Raw genomic sequence first — 1981 nt, forward strand, 5'->3', positions numbered from 1 at the left:
TGGCCATCGACATCAAGACCTTCCTGCACGACGAGCGGCGCCGCGGCGGCGATGCCACGCCCGACCTGGCGCGCCTGCCGGGGCGGCGGCTGGCGCTGGCGTCGGAGCCGGAGGCCAGCGACCGGCTGTCGGAGACGGTGGTCAAGACGATCACCGGCGGCGATCGGCTGGTGGCCCGGGCGCTGTACGGCGAGCCGTTCGAGTTCGTGCCGTCGTTCAAGCTGGTGCTGCTGTCCAACGTGCGGCCGACGATCCGCGGCCAGGACGAGGGCATCTGGCGGCGCATCATCCTGGTGCCGTTCACCCAGGTCATTCCGCCGGCCAGCCGGCGCGGCAAGAACGAGCTGATCGCCGAGCTGCGCCAGGAGGGTGCCGGCATCCTCAACTGGATGCTCGATGGCCTGCTGATGTTCAGGGAGCAGGGGCTGGCGATCCCGGAGCCGGTGCGCCTGGCGACTGACGCCTACCGGGCCGAGAGCGATCCCATCGGCCAGTTCATCGCCGCGGCCACCGAGCCGGACCCGCACGGCCGGGTCACCGCCACCCGCCTGTTCCACGTGTTCTGCGACTGGTGCCGGGCCAATGCCGTCGACCCCGGCAGCCAGACCCGCTTCGGCCGCCGCATGGGCGATCTCAGCTACCGCAAGGAGACGATCAACGTCGTCTACTACGTCGGCCTGCGCATCGTGCGCGAGCAGTTCGGCGATCAGCCGGCGGCGGTGCCGGAGGCGGAGCTATGACCGCTCAGGCCGCTCGCGCCCGACTGACATGGAGGGTTGGAGGGTTTGCCGGGGAGTCTCACGAGTCACTCCTCTGTGAGCTGACTCGTGGAAGTCCTGGACCAAACCCTCCAACCCTCCAGCGTCAGCAGAGAGTCCTCATCCACCCAACCACCAGGAGACAGCGCATGCGCAGAGCAATGGCGCGCCGCACGACGCGGCGTACCACCGGCCGGGGGACGACTGGTCCCACGCAAAATGGGTCCTTCCTGGCCGATCGCGGATACGGGCGGCCACAGCGTGCGTCTTCACCAGTGCGGTCAAGTCCAAACGAGCTTGACCGCTTGACCGCACTTGACCGGGGTCAGGCCCGCTCGTTCGGCCCACGGCGGCCCAACGGGGCCGCACACCGCGCCCTGCCGGAGGCCGGCCATGTCCGATAGCGGGCCCAACGAAGCGGCCGCCGTGGCCCCGTCCTGGCTGGCGCAGCGCATCGAGCTGCGGCCCATCGCCGGCCTGATCCCCTATGCCCGCAACCCCCGCACGCACAGCGAGGCCCAGGTCAGCCAGATCGCCGCCTCGATCCGCGAGTTCGGCTTCACCAACCCCGTCCTGGTCGACCGCCACGGCGGCCTGATCGCCGGCCACGGCCGGCTGATGGCCGCCCGCCTGCTGGGTCTGCAGCTTGTGCCGGTGCTGGTGCTCGATCACCTCAGCGACGCCCAGAAGCGGGCCTACGTCATCGCCGACAACCAGCTCGCCCTGATGGCGGGCTGGAACGAGGAGCTGCTGGCCCTGGAGCTCAGGGAGTTGCAGGACGCCGGCTACCGGCTGGAGCTGACCGGCTTCGAGCAGCGCGAGATCGACCGCCTGCTGGCCGAGCTGGAGGGCGGCGACGCCGGCAGCGAGGCGCTGGACGCCGCCCCCGCGCCGCCGGCCACGCCCTGCAGCCGGGCCGGCGATCTGTGGCTACTCGGCCCGCACCGCCTGCTCTGCGGCGATGCCACCGATGCGGAATCCTACCGCGTCGTGCTCGACGGCGGCCTGGCCGACATGGTCTTCACCGACCCGCCCTACAACGTCGACTACCGCGGCTCGGCCACCGACCGCCGGGAGGGCAGGGACCGGCCGATCCTCAACGATGCCCTGGGCCAGTCGTTCGAGGCCTTCCTGCGCCGGGTCTGCCAGCACCTGCTGTCCCTGACCAAGGGCTCGCTCTACATCTGCATGGCCTCGGCCGAGCTGCACCGCCTGCAGCGCGC

The 1981-nt window shown here is 71.0% G+C and carries 2 protein-coding genes; both read left to right on the forward strand.

Features of this window, described 5'->3' with window-relative positions:
- A partial coding sequence (locus KF823_16675) for a hypothetical protein (GenBank protein MBX3727535.1) occupies positions 1-740 on the forward strand: 740 nt, incomplete at its 5' end.
- 459 nt (positions 741-1199) lie between these two features.
- The coding region (locus KF823_16680) for a site-specific DNA-methyltransferase (protein ID MBX3727536.1) at positions 1200-1981 on the forward strand (782 nt) is incomplete at its 3' end.

Source organism: Lysobacterales bacterium (assembly GCA_019634735.1).
In the GTDB taxonomy this organism is placed as follows: domain Bacteria; phylum Pseudomonadota; class Gammaproteobacteria; order Xanthomonadales; family UBA2363; genus Pseudofulvimonas.